Origin of the sequence: Pseudomonas sp. NPDC086566, from assembly GCF_050280885.1 — a bacterium.
In the GTDB taxonomy this organism is placed as follows: Bacteria; Pseudomonadota; Gammaproteobacteria; order Pseudomonadales; family Pseudomonadaceae; genus Aquipseudomonas; species Aquipseudomonas vlassakiae.
Genome location: NZ_JBNNWD010000008.1, coordinates 178,797 through 200,769, shown reverse-complemented (window position 1 = coordinate 200,769; position 21,973 = coordinate 178,797). Strand labels below are relative to the sequence as shown.

The window sequence follows — 21,973 nt, the reverse complement described above, 5'->3', positions numbered from 1 at the left end:
CCGAGGGCGAGCGTTCCTGTGTGGATCGCCGCCAACTGTTGGCCGGCTGTTGCCTGTGCAACAGTGTCAGGCCTGCTTGCGCAGGGCTGCTACCAGTTCGGCCTTGGTCATGGTCGAGCGACCTTTGATGTCCTTGCTGCGCGCCTCCTTGAGCAGGCTTGCCTTGGTCTGGCTTTCCAGCGAGCTGTTGGATGACCGGGCGTGCCCTTCGCGTGACTTCGCTGCACGCCTGGCCGAGTCCGAACGGGCGGTCTTCTTCTCGCCAGCGGAGGTCTTGCTGCCCGAGCCGCCTGACTTCTCGCCACCCCCGGACTGCTTGTTGACGGTGGCCCAGGCGCGCGCCTCGGCCTCATCCTTCGAAACGCCCTTGTGCTCGTAGCTCTCTTCGATATGCTCAGCCTTGCGCTTCTGCTTGTCGGTGTATTTGTCCTTGTCGCCCCGTGGCATGGCATTGACTCCTGCGTGGTGTACTTGAACGGTTGAAGGCCTGGGGCGCCCGGAGTGCCATTGAATGGACGGACGGTGCGCTCAGGGTTCGCTGATCTGTGACAGCGGCCTGGCCACCTGTTCAAGCGAACACCGCTCGGCGGCCACGCCCCACAGCGCCTGGGTAAGGGCGGCTATGATCATCAGCGCCGCGCCGATCAGGTAGCCGTACAGCACGCAGGCGCGTTCACCGGTTTCGATCAGCGCGCCGAACAGGGTCGGCCCGACCAGGCCACCCAGACCGGTGCCGAAGGCATAGAACACGGCAATGGCCAGGGCGCGGATTTCCAGCGGGAAGGTTTCTGCCACGGTGAGGTAGGCCGAACTGGCCGCCGCCGAAGCGAAGAAGAAAATCACCATCCAGGCCAGGGTCTGTTGGGTCAGGTCGAGCAGCTGCTGCTGGAACAGGTAGCCGCTGATGGCCAGCAGCAGCCCTGAAACCAGATAGGTCGAACTGATCATGATGCGCCTGCCGACCATGTCGAACAGCCTGCCCAGCAACAGCGGGCCGCAGAAGTTGCCCAGCGCGAAGGGCAGGATGTACCAGCCCACCTTGGCTGTCGGCACCTGGTAGAAGTCGGTCAGCACCAGCGCATAGGTGAAGAAGATCGCGTTGTAGAAGAATGCTTGCGCGGTGAGCAAGGTCAGGCCTACCACTGCGCGGCGCCGATGCTCGACGAACAGGCTGTGGAACACCTCGCGCAAAGGCGTGTGGTTGCGGGCGCGCAGCTTCAGGGGCGGGCCTTGCAGCGGTGGGATGGCGATCCCGCGCTCATGGTAATGCCGCTCGATGTCGGCAACGATGCGCTCGGCGTGTTGCGGCTGGTTGTGGATCATCAGCCAGCGCGGGCTCTCCGGCACCCACAGGCGCATCAGCATGATCAGTAATCCCAGCACTGCGCCGATGCCGAAACACAGGCGCCAGCCAAGGTCACCTCCGGCAACGGCCGGGTCGAGCAGGAACACTGCACCGGCCGCGCCGAGCGCTGCACCGATCCAGAAGGTGCCGTTGATGGTCAGGTCGACCCAGCCGCGGTACCGCGCCGGGGTGAACTCCTGGATGGTCGAATTGATTGCCGTGTACTCACCGCCGATACCGGCGCCGGTAAGAAAGCGGAACAGCAGGAAGCTCCCCAGGTTCCACGAGAACGCCGTTGCCGCCGTGGCGCCGATGTACAGGAACAAGGTGATGAAGAACAGCCTGCGCCGCCCCAGGCGGTCGGTCAGCCAGCCGAAGAACAGCGCACCGATGACCGCGCCGGCGATGTAGGTGGCGCCTGCCAGGCCGATGTCGGTGTTGCTCAGGTGCAGCGCCGGGCTGTCCCTGAGCGCACCCGCCACCGAGCCCGCCAGGGTGACTTCCAGGCCGTCGAGCAGCCAGGTGATGCCCAGCGCCAGCACCAGCAAGGTATGAAAGCGTGTCCACGGCAGGCGGTCGAGGCGGGCGGGGATGTCGGTGCTGTACAGCGCGGCAGCGCCGCGCTCCTGCAAGGCTTGGGTCGTCACTGCAATGCCTTTGATCAGCCGTCCGATTGCTCTTCTGGCGGCACCTGCCCCTCCGGCCAGTCTGGCGCCTCCTGGTGCGGTTCGGGTTGCGGCTTGGGTACGGGCTCGCCCGGATTGTGCGGCACTTCGTCGACATACGGGTCAGGGTGGTTGGGGTCGATCATGGCCTGTCTCCTGAAAGCATGTTTGCCTACCGTTAGGGCGCGCAGGTGCGCTGCTGTTCAATCCGATTCGCCAATGGCTGCGGGGGGGCGTTTGCCCGGGCGCGATTGGATCAAACTTTTGCGTGCCGCAGGGCTCTTCTTAGAAGACACCACTGCCATGAGGAGCAACCCATGAAGCACACCGACGGCAAGACCGGCGACAAAGTCCCCCGGCCGATTTCCTCTGAAGAGGCGCAGCGCGGCGAGAGGGCGCCGGACCCGGTGCTTGAAAACCCGGACCCCGATACCGAGGCCGTGGACAAGGTGATTACGCCGACATCGGTCAAGGAGCAGGAAGAGCTGACCCGCCAGACCAAAAAGCGCTTGGCTGAGGTTGATGAAAAGGCCCGGCATTGAGTTTGATTTGTTCTTTGGGCAGGCGGCGAAGGCTGTGATAATGGAGGGCAATCACTAGGGCCATGCCATGCTGACCATCTCCAACAACGTGCATCTGCCAGACACCGACATCGAACTGACCTACATCCGCGCGCAAGGCGCGGGTGGGCAGAATGTCAACAAGGTGTCCAGCGCCGTGCACCTGCGCTTCGACATTCGAGCCTCGTCGCTGCCCGAGTTCTACAAGGAGCGGCTGCTGGCGCTGCGTGACAGCCGCATCACTGGCGATGGCGTGTTGATCATCAAGGCACAGCAATACCGCACCCAGGAACAGAACCGCGCTGACGCATTGGCGCGCCTTGCCGAGTTGATCATCACTGCGGGCAAAGTCGAGAAGAAACGCCGGCCTACCAAGCCGACACTCGGTTCGAAGACCCGCCGGCTGGAAGGAAAAGCCAGGCGGAGTACTGTCAAGGCGGGGCGGGGCAAGGTGGAGTTCTAGAGTGAACCCGTTGTAACTGAGAGATGCATGCCTTGAGATCTTCAGCGCCTGTGAGATCGAGCGCCGCCCGCGCGGCGCATCGCGGATGAATCCGCTCCTACATTTGTTGCAACGTGCCGAACCTGTTACGCCATGGTTGCCCGCCATGGCGCATGTCCTGAGCCCTGCAAACAAGGCGTACAGCGGTGACCCTACAGGAATGACTGGCCCGAAACAGATGTAGGAGCGGATTCATCCGCGATGCGCCGCGCGGGCGGCGCTCGATCTCACAGGCGCTGAAAGTCGCCCGCCAGCCACCTGCCAGCCCCAACGTGCATTACCATGGCGACCCCATCACCTCACATGCCGGAGCCTTCCCATGAGCAACACCTCATTCCGCCAACCCGTCATCGCTGACGCCGAGCGCTGCTACGCGATCGAAATCGGTGCCTACGAGGGCGACGAAGCGGCCACGCTGGAGAAGATCCGCACGCGTATCAGCCAATACCCCGAAGGCTTCCTGCTGCTCCAGGACCCCCACGGCATCGTCGGCTTCATCAACAGTGGCTGCGCCCACGAGGTGGTGATGTCCGACGAGGCATTCAAGGAACTGGTCGGCCACGACCCGCAAGCGCCGAACGTGGTGATCATGTCGGTGGTGGTGGACACGGCCCACCAGGGCAAGGGCTACGCCAAGCGGCTCATGCGCGAGTTCATCAACCGCATGCAGGCCCAGGGCAAGCAGACCATCCACCTGATGTGCAAGGAACAGCACGTCGAGCTGTACCGCAAGATGGGCTACCAGTATGTGCGGCCTTCGCCATCGGAGCACGGTGGCATGGCCTGGCATGAAATGGTCATGGTGCTCTGACCTCGGTCAGTTGCACGGCTTCATGATCAGCGCAGGCAGCTGATGGCAAGGTATCAAGTCACATTTGGTTACCAAGCAATGACAGCCCGTTGACTGTGTCCCCCGTTCTAGAGGGGGTTGAAGGGTTCACTGCCATTCAACAGTCACAAAGCTGTAACACAGCTGCTGCAAAGTGTGTCGGCCATCACACGGAGCGCTTTTTCCATGATACGCCTGATGAAGTCTGCTGCACTCGCCGTTGCCGTCTCGCTCAGCGCCACTTCGGCCTTTGCCGCAGACAACGTTCGCCTGACCGGTTCCGGCGCCAGTTTCCCTGCACCTATCTACCTGACCTGGTTCAAGGACTTCAGCAAGAACACGGCTGGCGTCACCGTCGACTACCAGTCCAAGGGCAGCGGGGCAGGCGTTCAGGACTTCCTGAACAAGACCGTCGACTTCGCCGCCAGCGACTCGGCCATGAGCGAAGCAGACATTGCCAAGGTCGGCGAAGGCGTGCAGCTGCTGCCGATGACCGCCGGTGAAATCGTCCTGGCCTACAACCTGCCAGGCAACCCGAAAGGCCTGAAGCTGCCACGCGATGTGTACTCCAACATCTTCCTCGGCAAGATCACCCAGTGGAACGACCCAAAGATCGTCGCGGCCAACCCTGAGCTGAAACTGCCTGACATGCCGATCACCGTGGTCGTGCGTGCCGACTCCAGCGGCACCAACGCGGTCTTCACCAAGCACCTGTCGGCCATCAATGCTGACTTCAAGAAAGACCTGGGCGAAGGCAACACCGTCAACTGGCCGGCCACCGACAAGTTCATCAAGTCGCCGAAGAACGACGGCGTGACCGCCACCGTTCGCCAGACCCCGGGCGCCATCGGCTACATCGAATACGGCTTCGCCAAGCTGGCCAAGGTCGATTTCGCCTCGCTGCAGAACAAGGCTGGCCAATACGTCGTGCCGAATGCCGAAAGCGGTGCCGAGGCGCTGGCGGCGGTGAAGATGCCGGAAAACCTGATCGCCCACCTGCCAGACCCGGAAGGTGCCAAGTCCTACCCGATCACTTCCTACACCTGGATGATCTTCCGCAAGGACAACGGCAGCCCGGAAAAGGCCAAGGCCATGCGTGACATGGTCGAGTACGGCCTGACCAAAGGCCAGCAGATCGCCGACTCGATGGGCTACATCCCGCTGCCGCCATCGGTGGTCGACGAAGTGCGCAAAGCCTCGCAAAGCATCCAGTAATACCTCCAGGCGCTCCCGGCGTGGTGTGTCGACCATGCCGGGGGTGGCTGCCCTCAGTCCCGGAACCCGCTAAATGAACACACCTTTTGCCATACCGGATAACCCAGACTCCGCGTGCCAGCCGCCGTCCACCAAGGACTTCCTGGTCGATCGCACCTTCCGTGCCCTTGCGCGCATCGGTGTGGTGCTGATTCTCGCGCTGGTATTCGCATTGGTATACGAAGTAGGACGCAAAGCACTTCCAGGCATGGAAAAGCACGGTTTCGACGTGCTGTTCGGCAGTGTGTGGGACGTCAACCAGGGCAAATACGGCATTCTGCCCGCCATCTGGGGCACGCTTTACAGCGCCCTGATCGCCTTGTTGATCGCCGGTTTCTTCGGCGTCAGCATGGCCATTTTCCTTACCCAGGATTTCCTGCCGGCGAGGCTCGCCGCGGTGTTTCGCACCATCGTCGAGCTGCTCGCCGCCATCCCCAGCGTCGTCTACGGCCTGTGGGGTATCTACGTTGTGATTCCGGCCATCCGGCCGCTGACCGCCTGGCTGAACAGCGAGCTGGGCTGGATCCCGTTCTTCGGCACCTCCCTGAGTGGCCCCGGCCTGCTGCCGGCGGCGTTGGTGCTGGCGATCATGATCCTGCCGACCATCGCCGCGGTTTCCCAGGATGCGCTGACCAGCGTACCGATGAAGACCAAGCAGGCTGCCTACGGCATGGGCACTACCCATTGGGAGGCCATCCTCAAGGTCATGGTGCCGTCGGCCGCCACCGGCATCTTCGGCTCCCTGGTGCTGGGCCTTGGTCGCGCACTGGGCGAAACCATGGCCCTGGCGATGCTGGTGGGTAACGCCAACACCATCACCCTGTCCCTGTTTGCCCCGGCCAACACGCTGGCAGCCTTGCTGGCGCTGAACTTCCCGGAAGCCGGGCCGAACGAGATCGAAGTACTGATGTATGCCGCACTGGTCCTGATGTTCATCACCTTGCTGGTGAACGTGTTCGGGTCGCTGATCATGCTCTACGCCCAGCGGGGTAACAAATAATGACTGACCTCACTGCAGCGACTGCCGCATTGCCCAGCCTGCAGCGCCGCTTCGAGGGCCGCGCCCTGCGCAGCCTGGTGCTGACCAGCATGGTCTGGTGCGTGGCCCTGCTGGCCAGTGTGCCTTTGATTTCCGTGCTGTACATGCTGATCACCCGCGGCGGTGCGCGCCTGAGCCTGGAAGTGTTCACCGAACTGCCACCCACCGGTTTCGAGATGGGCGGGGGCTTCGGTAACGCCCTGGCCGGTACCTTCGTCATGGTCGGCATCGCCGCCGCCATCGCGGTGCCGGTGGGTATCCTGGCGGCGGTGTTCCTCGCCGAGCTCGGGCCTGAGAGCAAGCTGGCCAACGCCTCGCGCTTTGCTGCGAAGATGCTCACCGGCCTGCCGTCGATCCTTGCCGGTGTGTTCGCCTATGCGCTGGTGGTGATGACCACCGGCACCTACTCGGCCCCGGCCGGTGGTGTGGCGCTGGCGGTGCTGATGCTGCCGATCGTCGTGCTGACCGCTGAAGAAGCCATGAAGATGGTGCCCAAGATCATGAAGGACGCCGCCTACGGCATGGGCTGCACCCGCGCCCAGGTGATCTGGAAGATCGCCCTGCCGACCGGCATGCCGGCCATCCTTACCGGCGTCATGCTGGCCGTGGCCCGCGCCGCAGGCGAAACCGCGCCGCTGCTGTTCACCGCGCTGTTCAGCAACTACTGGATCTACCACGATGGCAGCCTGGCCGTCATGAACCCCACGGCCTCGCTTGCCGTACTGATCTACAACTTCTCCGGCATGCCGTTCGACAACCAGCTGGAGCTCGCCTGGGCGGCCTCGCTGGTGTTGGTGATGATCGTGCTGGTGGTCAATATTCTTAGCCGCATTTTCGGCAAGCCCAAGTACTGAGAAAGGGAGCATTCGACCGTGAACGTATCAACTGCACAGAGAGCCGCTCCCATGGTCAGCGAAGCGCCAATCGTCATGGACTGCAAGCTGGACAAGATCTTCTACGGCAACTTCATGGCAGTGCGTGACAGCCATGTACCGATCCGCAAGAACGAAATCACCGGCTTCATCGGCCCGTCGGGCTGCGGCAAGAGTACCGTACTGCGTAGCCTCAACCGCATGAATGACCTGGTCAAAGGCTTCCGCTTCGAAGGCCATGTGCACTTCCTTGGCCAGGATGTCTACGGCAAGGGCGTGGACCCGGTGGTGGTGCGCCGCTACATCGGCATGGTGTTCCAGCAGCCGAACCCGTTCTCCATGAGCATTTTCGACAACGTCGCCTTCGGCCTGCGCCTGAACCGCTACAAGGGCGACATCGGCGACCGCGTCAAGCACGCCCTGCAAGGCGCCGCGCTGTGGGACGAGGTCAAGGACAAGCTCAAGGTCAGCGGCCTGTCGTTGTCTGGCGGCCAGCAGCAGCGCTTGTGCATCGCCCGTGCCATTGCCACCGAGCCGGAGGTGCTGTTGCTCGATGAGCCCTGTTCGGCACTCGACCCGATCGCCACCCGCCGCGTGGAAGAGCTGATGGTCGAGCTGAAGAAGGACTACACCATCGCCCTGGTGACGCACAACATGCAGCAGGCGATCCGTGTCGCCGACACCACGGCGTTCTTCTCGGTCGACATCTCCCAAGGCACCCGTACCGGATACCTGGTGGAGATGGGCCCGACCACGCAGATCTTCCAGAATCCGCGTGAACAGCTGACCAGTGACTACATCAGCGGCAAGTTCAGCTGAAATGGGTGCGACCTGTCGTCTTGACCTGCCAGCGGTAGAGCGCGCACTGCGCGAAGTGCAGGGCCGCTTTGGCGAACTCAGCCAGCATTTCACCGAACCGCGTGATCCGTTCACCGACGAGGTGCTGCTCAATGTGCTTGAAGGCTATGCCTTGATTGACGACTATGTCGCACGGGGCGTTGACCTGTTCGACCTGCAGCAGCTGAACCTGATGCTGGAGATCAACGCCACCGTGCTGTGCGGCAGCGACCCGGCGCGCCGCCGCGAGTTCGGCCCGCACCTGGCGGCCACCGAGGCACGCTTTTTCAACAACGTGGAAGGCGGCATCAAGGACCTGTACAACTGGTATTGGGCGTACCGCAGCGAGTCGATCTGGAAGCGCGCTGCCGGTGTCTATGTACGCATCCTCAGCAAGCCGCAGCTGTTCATCGAAGGCAACAATCGCACCGGGTCGCTCCTCGTCAGTTATCTGCTGATGCGCGCCGGGCTGCCGCCGTTCGTGCTGACGCTGGATAACGCCGAGGGTTACTTCAACCCGTCCTCGGTCATTCGCAACTCCGCCAAGCATGGTGTGAAAGCTTTGTACGAATTGCCCAAGATCAAGAAAAAGTACGCCGCCTTCCTCGAAGCGAAGGCGCCTGAACCCGAAAAGTTCTTCCTGCCCGGCACCTGTGTGCCGGCCCGCCAGGGGAGCCGATGATGGAAAGGTATTCGATGCTGGAGCAAGGCAAGGCCGGTGGCCGACGCGCGTGGCAAGCCATCGGGCGCACATTCAGGCGCCCGCAGATGCGTATTTCCTTCGATATCGATGACACGCTCGCCTGCCTGCCGCACCACGCCGATGAAGAACACAGCAAGCTGCCGGCGTTCGTCCACCGCTGGTTGGGCGAGCCGCTGCGCCGCGGTACGCGGTCGCTGATGCGCGACCTGCGCCGCCAGGGCTGCAGCATCTGGATCTACACCTCGTCGGGCCGCACACCGGCCTATATCCGCCGCTGGCTGATGCTTTACGGTATTCACGTCGACGGCGTGGTCAACAGTGACCGCCATCAACATGTGCTGGCGCAGCACCGGCTTGAGAATGCCCCTTCGAAGTACCCGCCGGCGTTCGACATCGACCTGCACGTCGACGATTCCGAAGGGGTCGGGATCGAGGGCTTCGACCACGGTTTCCGGGTGGTCGTGGTCGACCCGCAAGACGGCAGCTGGGCGCAGAAGGTGCTGGATGCGGCGGAGCAGGTGCAGGCGCAGCTGGCCTGGCAGCAACCGCAGCGGTTTGCGGCTCCGGTACGGCGGCGTGAGCAGGCGCTGGCATCCTGATCGTCTCTGGGGCCTTTTTGTGTTCGCCGCAGCATTTTTAGCGCTGGTGAGATCGAGCGCCGCCCGCGCGGCGCATCGCGAGCTGCGCTCGCTCCTACGTTTGTTTCGGGCCAGTAACGCCTGTGACAGACGCGCGCGGCCGCCTTGTTGATACGACACGATATCGCGCCATGCGCCAAGGCGTACGCGCGCAAATCCCGCAGGAATAATTGGCCCGAAACAAACGTAGGAGCGAGCGCAGCTCGCGATGCGCCGCGCGGGCGGCGCTCGATCTATGCCTCACCTCTGAACTCAAGGCAGGCGCCTGCTTTACCAGCCCTGCTCAGTGCTGCGCGGCGTCCACGGCAATGCTTTCGCCAGAAACCTCCACAAACGTCGCACCGCGCTCGGCAATGGCGTAGTAGATCAGCCCACCCAGCCCGGCGCCGAAGAACCAGGAGAACTGCGACAGCGTCTCGAACGCTGGCACCAGCGCCAGCAGGATGGCGATCAGCGCGGCCGGGATGAACGCTGCCACGGCACGCAGGTTGACCCCACTGCGGTAGTGATAGTCGCCCTCAGGGTTTTCACTGTAGAGCTGCGGCAGGTTCACCCGGCTACGGCGCACCAGGTAGTAGTCCGTGACCATGATGCCGTACAGCGGGCCGAGCAGGGCGCCCAGGCCGCCGAGGAAGTACACGATCACCGCAGGGCTGTTGTACAGGTGCCAAGGCAGGATCACCACCGCGAGGGTGGCGCTGAGCAAGCCTGCGCGGCGGAAGTTCAGCACCTTCGGCGCCAGGTTGGTGAGGACGAAGGCCGGGGCGACGAAGTTGGCCATGATGTTCACCGCCACGGTGACCAGCAGGAAGGCCAGGCAGGCCAGCACCAGGCCGGCGGTGTTGGGGATGGCGGCGACGATTTCGCTGGGGCTTTGCACCAGCTTGCCGTCGATGCTGAATTGCGCACCTGCAAGCACCACGGCGATCAGCGCGAACCCCAGCATGTTGACTGGCAGGCCCCAGAAGTTGCCAACGCTGATGGTCCGCCGATCCGGGCAGTTACGCGTGAAATCGCAGAAGTTGAGGATCATGGTGCCGTACAGCGACACCCATAGCGCGGCAGCACCGAACACCTTCAGCCACATGCCGGCGCCGGTCGGCGCGTGACCACTGGACCAGGCGATCGACAGGCCGCTGCGCCAGTACATCCAGGCCGCCAGGGCACTGAAGGCGACCAGGATGATCGGCCCGGCGAGCGATTCGAACCGGCGCACCATCTCCATGCCATAGGCGAAGATTGCGACCTGCACGCACCAGATGGCCACGAAGGTGACCCAGCCCAGGGTCGACAGGCCGAGGATCGAGTTCTGGTCGTAGGGCCTGAGGTCTGGCGCGATGGCGGTGAGCAGCACGCGCAGGACGACCGAGGCGAGGTAGGTCTGGATGCCGAACCAGGCGATGGCGATCACCGCGCGGATCAGGGCCGGGATCTGCGCGCCATGGATGCCGAAGCTGATCCGGCACATGACGGGGTAGGGCAGGCCGGTCTTCTGCCCCATGTAGCCGGACAGGTTCATCAGGCCGTAGATCACCAGCGCACCGAGCGCGAAGGCGGCGAGGATCTGCGCACCGCTCATGCCCAGGGCGAACAGGCCGATGGCGAAGGAGTAGTTGGCGATGTTGTGCACATCGTTGGTCCACAGCGCGAACAGGCTGTAGCGCCCCCAGGTGCGATTGGCCGCCCGGGTCGGTGCAAGGTCGTTACTGTACAGCCGCGGGCTCAGCTGCGACGCACTGGCGCCGGCCGTTTCGGCGGGGAGATCGGCAAGCTGGCCAACATCGGAACGGGAAATCGACGCCATCGGGACTCCATGATGGTTGTGTACTTTTATGTTTGTATTTGTATACAAACAAGATTCGTACCAACCCATGAACCTGCTGGATTGCGCGCCCTCTGAGCGTTCTCGCCGTTATTCGTGTTGTGGATTACGCTTCGAGGTGGGAAATTTGTGCACGTTTTCGTGCACTGTTGTTACCGCAGGATGCCATGAGGGTCAGTTCGATGTTGCATTTACCGCTCGCGCTGGGTCTGTTGCTTGCCGCCACCGTGGTCGAGGCGGCGCCGCTCCAGGTACCTACCCCGGCTGCACTCAAGAGCCAGCTCGAAAGCCTCAAGCCCGGCCAGTTTCTCTGGTACCCGCAGGTCTCGCCGGCAGGGCCGGTGACCGTAGTGGTCAGCCTCACCGAGCAACGCGCCTACGTCTATCGCAATGGCATTGCCATTGGCGTCAGCACCGTGAGCACCGGCAAGGCGGGGCGGGAGACTCCGACCGGGGTGTTCAGCATTCTGCAGAAGAAGGTCGAGCACAAATCCAGCCTCTACAACAGCGCACCGATGCCGTACATGGAGCGGCTGACCTGGGACGGTATCGCCTTGCATGCGGGCCATCTGCCGGGTTACCCGGCTTCCCATGGCTGCGTGCGCCTGCCGCTGGAGTTTGCCAAGAAGCTGTACGAGGTCACCGGCTTCAGCTCGACCACCGTCATCGTCTCCGATACCCACAGTGCTCCGGTGGAGGTCAACCACCCTGGCGTGCTGGCGCCAACGGTCAGCGCAGGCAAGCCCCAGGGCCCGCTGATGTTGAGTAACCAGCAGTTCTGGAACGACCCGGACCCGACGTCGGGGCCGTTGTCGATCCTGATCAGCCGCGCCGACCTGCGCGCCTATGTCTATCGCGGTGGCCAGCTGATCGGCTCGGCGCCAGCACTCTCGCTTGCCAACGGCCAGCACCGCAGTGGCATGGCGGTGTATTCGCTGCTGCAAAAACCGTCCGCCCTGGCGCTCGACGGTGCGCTACCCTTGCGTTGGTCGGTCGTGGGCTTGAGCAACCCCGAGTATGGCGATACCCCCTATGAACAGCTGGGGCAACTGGACATAAACCCGGAGTTCCGCCATCACCTGCGCGCGGCGATGGATGTTGGCACGATGCTGGTGATCACGGATTGGGCGTCGACCCGGGATACCCGCAGCGATGGCAATTTCACGGTGATCAGCACCGATGAGAGTGAAAAACTCAAGCCATTGGTCAAGAAATGATCGGCAAGCCCAAAGAATTCAAGCAAAGTGGTGGCTTTTGGCCGCAAGCCAGCGCTTCTTGCTGACCGGCCGTTACCGGGGTAACCATGTCGATGTTCGATCCCTTGCGGGGAGCCGTTCGGCTCTCCATGGCCAGTATCGGCCTGTTTTTCTTCAGCGCCTGGCAAGCTGCCCACGCGCAACCCCTGCCCAGCGCCGCCGAACTGCAGCAACTGGCGCCCAATGCCAGCCTGTCGACCCTGGACTTGGCACTCACCGCCTATGCCTGTGCCAGCCACAGCGAGGGGGACAAGTTGCTGACCGTGATCGATTACTCCAAGGCATCGCGAGACAAGCGCCTGTGGGTGTTCGACCTGCGCGCGCGCAAGCTGTTGTTCGAGGAGTGGGTGGCCCACGGCAAGAACAGCGGCGCCGATGTGCCGACGACGTTCTCCAACGCCCCCAACAGCTACCAGTCCTCCCTCGGCCTGTATGAAACCGGCCAGACCTACAGCGGCAAGCACGGCCGCTCGCTGCGCCTGCAGGGGCTCGAGCCTGGGTTCAACGACAACAGCATGTCGCGGGCGATTGTCATGCATGCAGCCGCCTATGCCGACCCCAAGGTGGTACCCGGCCTCGGTCGCCTGGGGCGCAGCCAGGGCTGCCCGGCCGTTCGGCCGGCAATCGCCGGCAAGCTGATCGACACGCTGCAACGCGGCAGCTACGTGTTTGCCTACTACCCGCAGCAGGAGTGGCTGAAGCAGTCGCGGTTTCTCAACGCCCGGAGCTGCCCGCTGGCAAACCCGTCGATCGCCAGCAAGTAATCACGCTTTTTAAGTGGCTTGTGGATCCATAAATATCCATAAGCCACTTTTCTGTTGACTGATTTCCGGTTTCTGGTTGTTAATGGATCCACAAAAACAATCAATCGGAGAATCGGATGTTCCCGAAAAACGCCTGGTACGTCGCCTGCACCCCTGACGAAATCACCGAAAAACCCCTGGGCCGGCAGATCTGCGGGGAGAAGATGGTGTTCTACCGCGGTCAGCAAAACCTGATCCGCGCCGTCGAGGATTTCTGCCCGCACCGTGGGGCACCGCTGTCCCTGGGCTATGTCGAGGATGGCAACCTCGTCTGCGGTTACCATGGCCTGGTCATGGGCGGCGATGGCAAGGCCGTCGAGATGCCAGGCCAGCGGGTACGGGGCTTCCCATGCAACAAGGCCTATGCAACGGTCGAGCGTTATGGCTTTGTCTGGGTCTGGCCCGGCGATCAGGCACTGGCCGACCCCGCCAGCCTGTGCCACCTGCCGTGGGCAGAGAGTGACGAGTGGGCTTACGGCGGCGGGCTGTTCCACATCAACTGCGATTATCGCCTGATGATCGACAACCTGATGGACCTGACCCACGAAACCTACGTCCACGCCTCCAGCATCGGCCAGAAGGAAATCGACGAAGCGCCGCCGGTCACCACGGTCAACGGCGACGAGGTGGTCACTGCCCGCCACATGCAGAACATCATGGCGCCACCGTTCTGGCGCATGGCGCTGCGGGGCAACCAGCTGCCCGACGACCAGCCGGTCGACCGCTGGCAGATCTGCCGTTTCACCCCGCCCAGCCATGTCCTGATCGAAGTGGGCGTGGCACTCGCCGGCAAGGGTGGCTACCACGCGGCGGCCCAGGACAAAGCGTCGAGCATCGTGGTCGACTTCATCACCCCGGAGACCGAGACCTCGATCTGGTACTTCTGGGGCATGGCGCGCAACTTCAACCCTCAGGATCAGGCGCTGACCGCCAGCATTCGCGAAGGGCAGGGGAAGATCTTCAGCGAAGACCTCGACATGCTTGAACAGCAACAGGCCAACCTGCTGGCGAACCCGCAGCGCAACCTGCTCAAGCTCAATATCGATGCGGGCGGCGTGCAGGCGCGACGCCTGCTCGAGCGGCTGGTCGCCCAAGAGCAGGCCGGCGCCGCTGCAGCGCTGATCGCAACCGCGCAGTAACCGTCCCCGTCGATGCCCCGACCGGCCATCGCGGTGGCCGTCCATGCAAGGTGAGCCATGATTGAAGTCGTCGTTACAGCCCGAACCCGTGAAGCCGAAGGTATCTGCAGCTACGAATTGCGCTGCGCCCGAGGCCAGCCGCTACCCGCATTCAGTGCCGGGGCGCACATCGATGTGCACTTGCCCGGCGGCCTGGTGCGCCAGTACTCCTTGTGCAATCACCCGCAGGAACGTCACCGCTACCTGATCGGCGTGCTCAACGATGCTGCATCACGCGGCGGCTCCCGCTGCCTGCACGAGCAGGTCGAAGCGGGGCAGCGGCTGCTGATCAGCGAGCCGCGCAATCTCTTTGCCCTGGCGCCCGGCGCCCGCCGCAGCGTGCTGTTTGCCGGCGGCATCGGGATCACCCCGATCCTGTGCATGGCGGAGCAACTGTGGCTGCAAGGCGATCACTTCGAGTTGCACTACTGCGCCCGCTCCAGCGAGCGTGCGGCATTTCTCCAGCGCCTGGCGGCGACACCGTTCGCCGGCCGGGTCCATCTGCATTTCGACGCGCTCCCGCAGACCCGGCTCGACCTGGCCCAGGTACTGGCAGTGCCCGGCGCGCAGGACCACCTGTATGTCTGCGGCCCGGCTGGCTTCATGCAGCAGGTACTGGACAGTGCCCGCAGTCAGGGTTGGCAGGACAGCCAGCTGCACCGCGAATACTTCGCCGCTGCGCCAGTCGATACCGCGGCTGACGTGGTGTTCTCGGTCAGGCTCGCCAGCACCGGCCAGGTGTTCGAGATACCCGCGGACAAGACGGTGGTTCAGGTTTTGGAGAGCCACGGCGTGCCGGTGGCGGTGTCGTGCGAGCAGGGGGTGTGCGGTACCTGCCTGACCCGGGTGCTGGAAGGCGTGCCGGAGCATCGCGATCTGTACCTGACCGAAGCCGAGCAGGCCGCCAATGACCAGTTCACCCCGTGCTGTTCACGGGCCAGGACGCCCATGCTGGTGCTGGACCTGTAGCGTGCGCCTAGTCGCCCCTGGAAATCACCTGGACGCCACTTGCCATGCTGGACGCGCCGAACACTTCGGCATAGCGCAGCGTGGCATTGGCGTGTTCGCGCATGATGTTTTCGGCGCGGGCGCCCTGGCGGTTGCGCAGTGCATCGACCAGTGAGTGGTGCTGCATATGGGCGTAATTGAAGCGCCGGTACTCGCGGGCCATGTCGTCGCGGTCGAAGGCCAGCGCCGACACCGAGGCGAACGGGCGATGGTCATTGCGCGCCAGTGCCTCGGCAATGGCCGGGTTGCCGCTGCCGGCCACGATCACCTGGTGCAAGCGCACGTTGAGGTCATGATAGGCCGCCAGGTCCTGTTCGGTGATGTAGCCCTTGTCGAACAGGGCGTCGCCCTCTTCGAGGCATTGCACCAAGGTGGCCATGGCCTGTGCGTCCAGGCCACGTTCGGCGCACAGCCGTGCCGCCAGCCCTTCAAGCACGCCGCGGACTTCCACGGCGCCGGTGAGGTCATCGACGCTCAGCGTACGCACCTGGAAGCCCTTGCCGCCATGGCGCACCAGCAGGCCTTCCTGTTCCAGGGTGCGGAATGCCATACGCACCGGCATGCGGGAAACGCCGAAACGTTCTGCGGTCGGGACTTCCATCAACCGTTCACCGCCGGCCAGCTCGCCGGAGGCGATCATCTTGCGCAGGGCGACCAGGATGGTCTGGCCGTGTTTGCTCATTGCACGCGACCTCATCGAAGGGGCCGCCATGGTAGCGCAAGCGGCACGGACGTTGCACTGCGCAGGTGGTGCTTGCGGTAATCTGTGCGCGGCATGGAACTGGCCCGCTGACAACAAGGTAAAGACGTTTGAAACTTCACCAACTCAAGGCGCTGGTCGCCATCCATAACGCAGGCAGCATTCTCGAAGCTTCCAAGCTCATGCACGTCACCCAGCCTGCCCTGAGCCGTTCGATCAAGGAGCTGGAGCGCGAGGTCGGTTTCACCCTGTTGCAGCGCTCATCCAAAGGCATGGCCCTGACCGAGGAAGGCAAGCGCGTCATCCGCCATGCCAACCTGGTGGTGGAAAGCATCCGCCGCCTGCAGATCGAAGCGGCCAGCATCCAGGACGCCGCGGTGGGCGCAGTGTCCATCGGGGTGACGTCGCTGACGGCGATGCTGGACGGGGTCGATGACAGCATCCTGGCGTTCCGGCGCAAGTACCCGCGGGTCAAGATCACCATCACCGACCTGCGCCCCAGTCAGATTCTGCAGCGGCTGCGCGATGGCAGCCTGGATTTCGCCATCACCTCGCAGCAGCCGTTGAGCCGGCTCAACCTGGATTGGGAAGCGCTTGGCAGCATCAAGGGCCGGGTGATCTGCCATGCGTCGAACCAGCAGAAGTTCGCCAAGTCACTGCGCACCTTGCAGTACGCCCCGTGGATCAGCCTGGATGAGCTCTCGGACCAGGCATCGCAGTTTCACCAGCTGTTCGAGAGCAACGGCCTGAGGGTGCCGCAGAACACGGTTGAATGCACGTCGGTGATGATGGCGCTGAAGCTGTTGAAGAACACCGAATCGTTGATGACCATCAGTGAGCTGGCCGTGGACCGGGGGTTTGCCTTTGGCGTCGATGGCGAGTACCTGGCCGTGGCAGTGCAGGAGCTGATTCCCGATTACCCCGTCAACCTGGTGTGCATCGACCGCCACAGCCTGACCGCACCCGCCCAGGAACTGTTCCACAGCTTGCGCGGGCAGGTGCTCAGGCAAACCCGCCCGGCGCCGTCAGAAGTGATAGTACATGCCTAGGGCGAGGTTGCCGGGGTCGTCGCCCACCTGGTCCAGCGGGGTGCCAGCGTAGGTGACCGAGGACGCAGGCTGGTTGAAGATCTTGCCAACCCGTCCATAAACAGCCCAGCGCGGGGTGATGAAATGATCGTAGCCGAGCATCACCCCTTGGGCATTCTTGTCGCGCGCCGTGACCTGGCGCTGCATCACGGCCAGGCGCAGCACGTCCCGTTGGCCAACCGGTGCCATTATGCCGAAGGTGTACAGCGTGGTACTGGGGGTGCCGGGCTGGTCGACGGCCTGGTGTTGCCAGGTCAGGCTGGTGGCCAGCGGGCCGAAATCGTAGAACGTCGACAGGCTCTTGTAATGGTTGGCGGTCTGGCGTGAGGTGCCTGCGTCGTCCCAAGGGTCGCTGTAATACAGGTTGTAGGAGGCCAGCAGCATCAGCGTGCTGGTGCGGTATTGCAGCCTGGCGCCGCCACCGCGCACGGTACGCCCCTGGCTGGCGGCATCATCGAAGCCGAAGGTCACCGCGGTGCCAAGGCTGAAACCGTTCAGGGTCGGGCTGGTGTAGGCCAGGGTATGTTTCGGCCGCAGGTCCAGGTTGTAGGCACCTTTGCCGGCGGCAGGCAGGGCCAGGAAGGTGTAGGGCGAGCCATACGTGGCGAGGAACGGGTCGGCGTAGGTCGGGGTGCCCATGCTGTAGGTCTTGCCGAACTCAAGCTTGCCCAAGGTTCTCGAGCGCAAGGCCAGTGTGGCCAGGCGCAGGCTGCCGATCGTGTCCCAGGTGCCTTCCAAGGCTTTGCCGTTGACGTTGAAGCCCTCTTCGACATCCAGTTCCAGGACCGTATCGGTGCCCACCGCCTTCCTGGCATACAGCCCGAGCTTGTTGGTCCATGCGCCGCCACCGGCCAGACGAAAACCCGAATGGTGCTGCGAATCGTGATAGCTGGTGAAGGCGTCCACGGTGCCGTAGACCTTGAGCTTGTCATCGAAGCCGTTATCCACCCCGTAGTAACCGAAGCCTGGCGCAATCCGGCCCAGGCTCGGGAAGCCCTCGGCGTGCGCCTGCACGGCAAGGCCGGCACATTGAATCATCAACAGCATCGAGGTAGTGCGAGTGTTCATTCACGACTCCAGGCCAACTCACTGATGGGGTGGCCCGTAGCGTCGGTGAACAGATCGTTTCAGTGCGATTGCTTATTCGGCAACCCTATGCCGCCTGGTTAATCAGCTACTGGCGCAGCCCACGTCCGGCGGCGACGCCGGCTGCAGAGCGGCTGGGAACACCCGACCAGGTGCCGTGCGCTGTGCCGGTCAGTGTGCGTTAACGGGGCAGCGGGTACAGGCAGGCCGAACGGTGCGCCACTTCAGGGCATATTGGCCGACGCCTGCGCAGGGCGATTAACCCTCGGTTAGGTGTATGCCGAAACTGCAAGTGTGTTGCGTGCCCGATTGGCCGATAGTCGTTGCACGCCGCGTTTTGCCATCGGAGAACACAATGACAACACCGCTACCCGCATCGACCGCCGTGCAGCCCGGCGCGCATAGCGCCGCACAAGGGGGCCGTGCTTCGCGCAAGACCTTGGTCGCCTGTTCGCTGGGCAATGCGCTGGAAATGTACGACTTCACGATCTACAGCTTCTTCGCCGTGCTGATCGGCAAGCATTTCTTCCCCGCCGAATCGGCGACGGCGTCGCTATTGATGTCGCTGGCCACCTTTGGTGTGGGTTTCCTCATGCGCCCCATCGGGGCAATGGTCATCGGCCGCTATGCCGACCGGCATGGGCGCAAGGCCGCCTTGAGCCTCACCATCGGCCTGATGACCCTGGGCACCGCGTTGATCGCCTTTGCGCCCACCTATTCGCAAATTGGCATTTTCGCCACGCTGTTGCTGGTGCTCGGTCGACTGATTCAAGGCCTGTCGGCGGGCGGGGAGGTCGGGACGGCATCGGTGTTCCTCATGGAATCGAGTGCGGTCAGCAACCGTTGCCGGAATGTCAGCTGGCAGGCCGCCAGCCAGGGGTATGCCGCCCTGGTGGGCGCCGCCTTCGGTTTTGCGCTGCACCAGTCGCTTGACCCCGTGGCCCTGGAAAGCTGGGGCTGGCGGCTACCCTTCATCGTCGGGCTGCTGATCGGCCCGGTCGGTTGGTACATTCGTACGCGCCTGCCAGAAACCCACGAGGCGACGCCAGTGGCGCATGGCGGACAAGGGCTCGATGCCGAACTGCTCAAGCGCATCGCCCTGGGCATCGGCCTGATGGCCAGTTCGACCATCGGCATGTACCTGCTGGTGTTCTACATGCCCACCTACCTCACCACCACGTTGCAGTATCCGCCTGGCAGCGCCATGGCCATCGCCTGCATCAGCAGCGGTTGCATGGCGGTCATCTGCCCGCTGGCGGGCAAGTTCGCCGACCGGTACCAGCTGCGCAAGCGCCTGCTGGCCTGGACGGTGGCCACGCCGGTGGTGCTGATCCTGCCAGTGTTCCACCTGCTTGGGCAGGTACGCGACATGGGCCTGGCCATGATGTGCGTCGCGGTGCTGATCTTGCCGACCTGCATCGGTGCGGGCGCGTTCTTCGCACTGATCATGGAGGGCTTCCCGAAAGCCCGGCGCTCCTTCGGCACCTCGGTCAGTTACAGCCTCGGTGTGACCCTTTTCGGCGGCTTCGCGCCACTGGTGGCCACCTGGCTGATCGCCGCGCTGCAGACCCCGATGGCGCCGGCCTATTTCCTCCTGGCTGGCGGCGTGGTCAGCCTGGCCTGCCTCCGCTATTTCCCTGAAAACAAAGGATGCGAGTGACATGGGTACGTTCCCGAGCAAACCGCCTCAGTGCGAGGCCGCGGCACTGGATGAGTTCGTCACGCTGCGCCGACAGATCCACGCCGCGCCGGAACTGGGCGGCGACACCCCCGACACCGCCGCGCTGGTGGCCGACAGGCTCCAGGCGTGGGGCTACGAGGTCCATCGCAACGTGGGCGGGCATGGTGTGGTCGGCGTGTTGAAGGTGGGCAATGGCCCGCGCAGCATCGGTTTGCGCGCCGACATGGACGCCTTGCCCATGACCGAGAAAAACCCCTTCGCCCATGCCAGCAAGATCCCCGGTCGCATGCATGCCTGTGGCCATGACGGGCATACCGCAATCCTCCTGGCCGCCGCTTCGCAACTGGCTGCCACGCGCGATTTCGATGGCACGCTGAATGTGATCTTCCAGCCGGATGAAGAAGGCCTGGCCGGGGCCAAGGCCATGCTCGACGATGGCCTGTTCGAGCGTTTTCCGTGTGATTCGGTGTACGCCCTGCACAACATGCCCGGCTTGCCGGTGGGCACCTGCGTGGTCCAGGCCGGGCCAACCATGGCGTCTTCGCAGCGTGTCAGCATTCGCATCACCGGCAAGGGGGGCCACGGTGCGATGCCGGAACTGTCGGTCGACCCGGTGATGGCGCTGAACAGCCTGATCAGCGCCATCCAGACCATCAAGTCGCGCAACCTGAGCGTCGAGGAATACGCGGTCATCAGCATTGGCATGATCCAGGCCGGCACCGTTTACAACATCATCCCCGATGAAGCGTGCATGCTGCTGAGCGTGCGCACCGACACGGCCGAGACGCAGCAGAAGATCAACCGCCGCATCGACGCCCTGGTCAAAGGCCACGCGGAAAGTTTCGGCGTGCAGATCGATGTGCACTTCACCCAACTGGCGCCGGCGCTGTGCAACAGCGACCAGGAGAGCGCGTTGCTGCGTGAAAGCCTGAGGCCGTTGTTCGCCGACGGTGCGCTGCTGGACACGATGCCGAAAAAAGTCATGGGCACCGAGGACTTCGCCTACATGCTGCAGGCGCGGCCAGGCTGCTACTTCATGCTGGGCAACGGTACCGGCGAGTACCACGGCTGCTCGGTGCACAACCCGCACTACGATTTCAACGATGCGCTGGTGAAGATAGGCGCCGATTGCTGGGTGAAATGGGTACGGGACTACCTGCGCTGAGGTTCAGCATCAGGCTTGAGGCTGTTGAAACAACTCGCGGATCACCCCTCTGATCCAGCGATTGCCAGCGTCCTGGTGGTAGCGCGCATGCCAATGTTGCTTGACGCTAAAGCGCTCCACGGCAAACGGGCAGTCATGCAGCCGCAGCCCGTGCATGTCGGCAAGCGTCTGGCCGATGTGCCGCGGCAGCGTGGCGACCAGGTCGGTGGTCCCGACGATCATGCCCAAGCCGAGAAAGCCGGGCAGTTCGAGCATGGTCCTGCGCTCGATCCCGGCCCGCGCCAGGCCGGTTTCGAGCAGCTTCTGCCCGGTCCCGGCACTGATCTGCACGTGCCCCTCGGCACGGTAGCGCGCCACGCTCATGCCATCGCCCAACCGCGGATGCTGGGCGCTGCTCAGGCACACCCAGTCCTGTTCGAACAGCACCTGTTGATACATGCCCGCGCCAAGCCCGGGTACGAAGCCGATGGCCAGGTCCGCTTCACCGGATTCCAGCGCGCTCTCGGTATTGCCATCGATCCGCGCCGCTTCCAGGCGAATGCCCGGCGCATGGCTGCGCAAATGGTTGAGGATGCTGGGCAGCAAGGTGATATGGCTGGCATCGCTGACACACAGGCGAAAGCGCCGTTGTGCGGTGGCCGGCATGAACTGCGGCGCCCAGTCGCTGAGGCGGCGCAGCGACTCCAGCACTTCCCGGCACGGCCCTATCAGCTGGTCGGCCCGCGGGGTAGGGGCCATGCCGCCCGGCGTGCGCACGAACAACGGGTCGTGCAACTGCTCGCGCAGGCGCGCCAGCCAGATGCTCAGGGTCGGTTGGCTCTGGCCGAGCTGCTCGGCGGCGCGGGTGACGCTACGGCACTGGTAGAGCACCTCGAACAACTGCAGCAGCTTGGGTTCCGGCAAGGGCTCGAGCGGGGTCATTATTGCGAATCTCAATAGTGC

The 21,973-nt window shown here is 63.6% G+C and carries 23 protein-coding genes; 16 read left to right on the top strand and 7 right to left on the bottom strand.

Annotated features, from left to right (window positions below):
- Positions 1-66 precede the first annotated feature (66 nt).
- The 3 genes from ACQKPS_RS19835 to ACQKPS_RS19825 all read right to left on the bottom strand — a co-directional run bounded on the left by ACQKPS_RS19835 (position 67) and on the right by ACQKPS_RS19825 (position 2,156).
- Positions 67-447 (bottom strand): termination factor Rho, encoded by a 381-nt coding sequence (locus ACQKPS_RS19835; protein WP_254480238.1) that lies wholly within the window; start codon positions 445-447, stop codon positions 67-69.
- Positions 448-528: 81 nt separating this feature from the next.
- Positions 529-1,992: an MFS transporter gene (locus tag ACQKPS_RS19830; protein ID WP_254480237.1), complete on the bottom strand. Its 1,464-nt coding sequence runs from the start codon at positions 1,990-1,992 to the stop codon at positions 529-531.
- A 14-nt stretch (positions 1,993-2,006) separates the two neighbouring features.
- The gene (locus tag ACQKPS_RS19825) at positions 2,007-2,156 is read right to left on the bottom strand and encodes a hypothetical protein (protein ID WP_254480236.1); all 150 of its coding nucleotides are present in this window, start codon (positions 2,154-2,156) and stop codon (positions 2,007-2,009) included.
- A gap of 171 nt (positions 2,157-2,327) precedes the next feature.
- Here ACQKPS_RS19825 and ACQKPS_RS19820 point away from each other — a divergent pair, with 171 nt between their 5' ends.
- From ACQKPS_RS19820 to ACQKPS_RS19780, 9 genes are all read left to right on the top strand, one after another.
- Positions 2,328-2,552 carry a hypothetical protein gene (locus ACQKPS_RS19820; protein WP_254480235.1) on the top strand — a complete coding sequence of 75 codons (225 nt, stop codon included), beginning with the start codon at positions 2,328-2,330 and terminating at the stop codon, positions 2,550-2,552.
- 67 nt (positions 2,553-2,619) lie between these two features.
- Positions 2,620-3,033, top strand: a complete 414-nt coding sequence (arfB, locus tag ACQKPS_RS19815; RefSeq protein WP_313202209.1) for an alternative ribosome rescue aminoacyl-tRNA hydrolase ArfB — start codon at positions 2,620-2,622, stop codon at positions 3,031-3,033.
- Between the two features lie 358 nt (positions 3,034-3,391).
- Positions 3,392-3,883 carry a GNAT family N-acetyltransferase gene (locus ACQKPS_RS19810; RefSeq protein ID WP_254480233.1) on the top strand — a complete coding sequence of 164 codons (492 nt, stop codon included), beginning with the start codon at positions 3,392-3,394 and terminating at the stop codon, positions 3,881-3,883.
- Between the two features lie 204 nt (positions 3,884-4,087).
- The gene (gene pstS / locus ACQKPS_RS19805) at positions 4,088-5,116 is read left to right on the top strand and encodes a phosphate ABC transporter substrate-binding protein PstS (protein ID WP_254480232.1); all 1,029 of its coding nucleotides are present in this window, start codon (positions 4,088-4,090) and stop codon (positions 5,114-5,116) included.
- 73 nt (positions 5,117-5,189) lie between these two features.
- A complete protein-coding gene (gene pstC, locus ACQKPS_RS19800) occupies positions 5,190-6,155 on the top strand; it encodes a phosphate ABC transporter permease subunit PstC (RefSeq protein WP_054883790.1) in 966 nt (321 codons plus the stop codon).
- Entirely contained in the window at positions 6,155-7,048 is an 894-nt protein-coding gene (gene pstA / locus ACQKPS_RS19795; RefSeq protein ID WP_427605421.1) for a phosphate ABC transporter permease PstA, read from the top strand. The genes pstC and pstA overlap by 1 nt, the downstream gene beginning before the upstream one ends.
- Positions 7,049-7,123: 75 nt before the next feature.
- Positions 7,124-7,885 carry a phosphate ABC transporter ATP-binding protein PstB gene (gene pstB, locus ACQKPS_RS19790; protein ID WP_050437214.1) on the top strand — a complete coding sequence of 254 codons (762 nt, stop codon included), beginning with the start codon at positions 7,124-7,126 and terminating at the stop codon, positions 7,883-7,885.
- Position 7,886: 1 nt separating this feature from the next.
- Complete coding sequence (locus tag ACQKPS_RS19785) at positions 7,887-8,585, top strand: hypothetical protein (RefSeq protein WP_254480230.1); 699 nt, start codon at positions 7,887-7,889, stop codon at positions 8,583-8,585.
- On the top strand, positions 8,585-9,205 hold the full coding sequence (locus tag ACQKPS_RS19780) for a hypothetical protein (protein ID WP_254480229.1): 621 nt from the start codon (positions 8,585-8,587) through the stop codon (positions 9,203-9,205). Before ACQKPS_RS19785 ends, ACQKPS_RS19780 begins: the two co-directional genes overlap by 1 nt.
- A 322-nt stretch (positions 9,206-9,527) precedes the next feature.
- Here the strand turns inward: ACQKPS_RS19780 and ACQKPS_RS19775 are convergent, their stop codons facing one another.
- Positions 9,528-11,048 carry an NCS1 family nucleobase:cation symporter-1 gene (locus ACQKPS_RS19775; protein WP_254480228.1) on the bottom strand — a complete coding sequence of 507 codons (1,521 nt, stop codon included), beginning with the start codon at positions 11,046-11,048 and terminating at the stop codon, positions 9,528-9,530.
- Between the two features lie 200 nt (positions 11,049-11,248).
- Between ACQKPS_RS19775 and ACQKPS_RS19770 the strand changes: the two genes are divergently transcribed.
- From ACQKPS_RS19770 to ACQKPS_RS19755, 4 genes are all read left to right on the top strand, one after another.
- Entirely contained in the window at positions 11,249-12,283 is a 1,035-nt protein-coding gene (locus ACQKPS_RS19770) for a L,D-transpeptidase (RefSeq protein ID WP_427605420.1), read from the top strand.
- 92 nt (positions 12,284-12,375) lie between these two features.
- Positions 12,376-13,086, top strand: coding sequence for a murein L,D-transpeptidase catalytic domain family protein (locus ACQKPS_RS19765; protein WP_427605490.1), 711 nt, complete (start codon positions 12,376-12,378; stop codon positions 13,084-13,086).
- 116 nt (positions 13,087-13,202) lie between these two features.
- On the top strand, positions 13,203-14,264 hold the full coding sequence (locus tag ACQKPS_RS19760; protein WP_427605419.1) for a Rieske 2Fe-2S domain-containing protein: 1,062 nt from the start codon (positions 13,203-13,205) through the stop codon (positions 14,262-14,264).
- Between the two features lie 57 nt (positions 14,265-14,321).
- Positions 14,322-15,272, top strand: a complete 951-nt coding sequence (locus ACQKPS_RS19755) for a PDR/VanB family oxidoreductase (RefSeq protein WP_283722935.1) — start codon at positions 14,322-14,324, stop codon at positions 15,270-15,272.
- 7 nt (positions 15,273-15,279) lie between these two features.
- Here the strand turns inward: ACQKPS_RS19755 and ACQKPS_RS19750 are convergent, their stop codons facing one another.
- Entirely contained in the window at positions 15,280-15,993 is a 714-nt protein-coding gene (locus ACQKPS_RS19750; protein WP_427605418.1) for a GntR family transcriptional regulator, read from the bottom strand.
- A 128-nt stretch (positions 15,994-16,121) separates the two neighbouring features.
- On the opposite strand from ACQKPS_RS19750, the gene ACQKPS_RS19745 reads away from it, so the two are divergent.
- Complete coding sequence (locus ACQKPS_RS19745; RefSeq protein WP_254480222.1) at positions 16,122-17,060, top strand: LysR family transcriptional regulator; 939 nt, start codon at positions 16,122-16,124, stop codon at positions 17,058-17,060.
- Here ACQKPS_RS19745 and ACQKPS_RS19740 read toward each other — a convergent pair.
- On the bottom strand, positions 17,037-18,167 hold the full coding sequence (locus ACQKPS_RS19740) for a porin (RefSeq protein WP_427605417.1): 1,131 nt from the start codon (positions 18,165-18,167) through the stop codon (positions 17,037-17,039). The genes ACQKPS_RS19745 and ACQKPS_RS19740 overlap by 24 nt on opposite strands.
- Before the next feature lie 373 nt (positions 18,168-18,540).
- On the opposite strand from ACQKPS_RS19740, the gene ACQKPS_RS19735 reads away from it, so the two are divergent.
- Both ACQKPS_RS19735 and ACQKPS_RS19730 read left to right on the top strand, forming a co-directional pair.
- Entirely contained in the window at positions 18,541-19,845 is a 1,305-nt protein-coding gene (locus ACQKPS_RS19735) for an MFS transporter (protein WP_283722932.1), read from the top strand.
- A 1-nt stretch (position 19,846) separates the two neighbouring features.
- Positions 19,847-21,031: a M20 aminoacylase family protein gene (locus tag ACQKPS_RS19730; RefSeq protein ID WP_254480219.1), complete on the top strand. Its 1,185-nt coding sequence runs from the start codon at positions 19,847-19,849 to the stop codon at positions 21,029-21,031.
- A gap of 9 nt (positions 21,032-21,040) precedes the next feature.
- Here the strand turns inward: ACQKPS_RS19730 and ACQKPS_RS19725 are convergent, their stop codons facing one another.
- Positions 21,041-21,952, bottom strand: coding sequence for a LysR family transcriptional regulator (locus ACQKPS_RS19725; protein ID WP_254480218.1), 912 nt, complete (start codon positions 21,950-21,952; stop codon positions 21,041-21,043).
- Between the last annotated feature and the right edge of the window lie 21 nt (positions 21,953-21,973).

What these genes read in the sequence shown, in the direction of transcription:
- ACQKPS_RS19835 (WP_254480238.1), bottom strand. Translation starts at nt 447, where the DNA reads ATGCCACGGGGCGACAAGGACAAATACACCGACAAGCAGAAGCGCAAG.
- ACQKPS_RS19825 (WP_254480236.1), bottom strand. Translation starts at nt 2,156, where the DNA reads ATGATCGACCCCAACCACCCTGACCCGTATGTCGACGAAGTGCCGCAC.
- ACQKPS_RS19820 (WP_254480235.1), top strand. Translation starts at nt 2,328, where the DNA reads ATGAAGCACACCGACGGCAAGACCGGCGACAAAGTCCCCCGGCCGATT.
- arfB (WP_313202209.1), top strand. Translation starts at nt 2,620, where the DNA reads ATGCTGACCATCTCCAACAACGTGCATCTGCCAGACACCGACATCGAA.
- ACQKPS_RS19810 (WP_254480233.1), top strand. Translation starts at nt 3,392, where the DNA reads ATGAGCAACACCTCATTCCGCCAACCCGTCATCGCTGACGCCGAGCGC.
- pstS (WP_254480232.1), top strand. Translation starts at nt 4,088, where the DNA reads ATGATACGCCTGATGAAGTCTGCTGCACTCGCCGTTGCCGTCTCGCTC.
- pstC (WP_054883790.1), top strand. Translation starts at nt 5,190, where the DNA reads ATGAACACACCTTTTGCCATACCGGATAACCCAGACTCCGCGTGCCAG.
- pstA (WP_427605421.1), top strand. Translation starts at nt 6,155, where the DNA reads ATGACTGACCTCACTGCAGCGACTGCCGCATTGCCCAGCCTGCAGCGC.
- pstB (WP_050437214.1), top strand. Translation starts at nt 7,124, where the DNA reads ATGGACTGCAAGCTGGACAAGATCTTCTACGGCAACTTCATGGCAGTG.
- ACQKPS_RS19785 (WP_254480230.1), top strand. Translation starts at nt 7,887, where the DNA reads ATGGGTGCGACCTGTCGTCTTGACCTGCCAGCGGTAGAGCGCGCACTG.
- ACQKPS_RS19780 (WP_254480229.1), top strand. Translation starts at nt 8,585, where the DNA reads ATGGAAAGGTATTCGATGCTGGAGCAAGGCAAGGCCGGTGGCCGACGC.
- ACQKPS_RS19775 (WP_254480228.1), bottom strand. Translation starts at nt 11,048, where the DNA reads ATGGCGTCGATTTCCCGTTCCGATGTTGGCCAGCTTGCCGATCTCCCC.
- ACQKPS_RS19770 (WP_427605420.1), top strand. Translation starts at nt 11,249, where the DNA reads ATGTTGCATTTACCGCTCGCGCTGGGTCTGTTGCTTGCCGCCACCGTG.
- ACQKPS_RS19765 (WP_427605490.1), top strand. Translation starts at nt 12,376, where the DNA reads ATGTTCGATCCCTTGCGGGGAGCCGTTCGGCTCTCCATGGCCAGTATC.
- ACQKPS_RS19760 (WP_427605419.1), top strand. Translation starts at nt 13,203, where the DNA reads ATGTTCCCGAAAAACGCCTGGTACGTCGCCTGCACCCCTGACGAAATC.
- ACQKPS_RS19755 (WP_283722935.1), top strand. Translation starts at nt 14,322, where the DNA reads ATGATTGAAGTCGTCGTTACAGCCCGAACCCGTGAAGCCGAAGGTATC.
- ACQKPS_RS19750 (WP_427605418.1), bottom strand. Translation starts at nt 15,993, where the DNA reads ATGAGCAAACACGGCCAGACCATCCTGGTCGCCCTGCGCAAGATGATC.
- ACQKPS_RS19740 (WP_427605417.1), bottom strand. Translation starts at nt 18,167, where the DNA reads ATGAACACTCGCACTACCTCGATGCTGTTGATGATTCAATGTGCCGGC.
- ACQKPS_RS19735 (WP_283722932.1), top strand. Translation starts at nt 18,541, where the DNA reads ATGACAACACCGCTACCCGCATCGACCGCCGTGCAGCCCGGCGCGCAT.
- ACQKPS_RS19730 (WP_254480219.1), top strand. Translation starts at nt 19,847, where the DNA reads ATGGGTACGTTCCCGAGCAAACCGCCTCAGTGCGAGGCCGCGGCACTG.
- ACQKPS_RS19725 (WP_254480218.1), bottom strand. Translation starts at nt 21,952, where the DNA reads ATGACCCCGCTCGAGCCCTTGCCGGAACCCAAGCTGCTGCAGTTGTTC.